At 55.2% G+C, this 429-nt stretch carries 1 protein-coding gene; it reads right to left on the reverse strand.

Going from position 1 to position 429, the window contains the following annotated elements:
* Nucleotides 1-429 (reverse strand): uroporphyrinogen-III C-methyltransferase (locus BJP32_RS16780; protein ID WP_198935315.1); only part of this gene is annotated, 429 nt, incomplete at both ends.

Raw genomic sequence — 429 nt, forward strand, 5'->3', positions numbered from 1 at the left:
ATTCATATCCGCCAGGCTGGCGTCTGCACTTTTCAGCAACGCTGCAGCGGTCGTGACGTCCTGATCGCTCCACAGCTTCCGTCCGGCGAGTTTCACCAGAAAATCGGCCTGGGCCAGCAGCCAGGTTTTAGCATCGCTGCCGGAAATGGTGGCGACCTTTTGTTGGACTTCATCCAGCTGTTTTGCCAGCGTTTCTTGCTGACGATTCGCCTGCTCAAGCTGTACAGCTTGTTGCTTGATAATGCCTTCCAGCTCGGCTTTTTGGCTCTCCTGGGCTTTTTGCAGTGCCGTAAGTTGGTTAGCCAGGGCATCGCTGGTGGCAGTCTGATTGACGGCCTGTTGTTTACCCCAGCCATACAAACCGACGCCCGCCGCCAGAGCAATAGCGATAGCCACCGCGCTGAGAATCAATGCGGTATTGTTCTTACT

It is taken from the genome of Brevundimonas sp. ZS04 (assembly GCF_001956865.1).
In the GTDB taxonomy this organism is placed as follows: Bacteria; Pseudomonadota; Alphaproteobacteria; order Caulobacterales; family Caulobacteraceae; genus Brevundimonas; species Brevundimonas diminuta.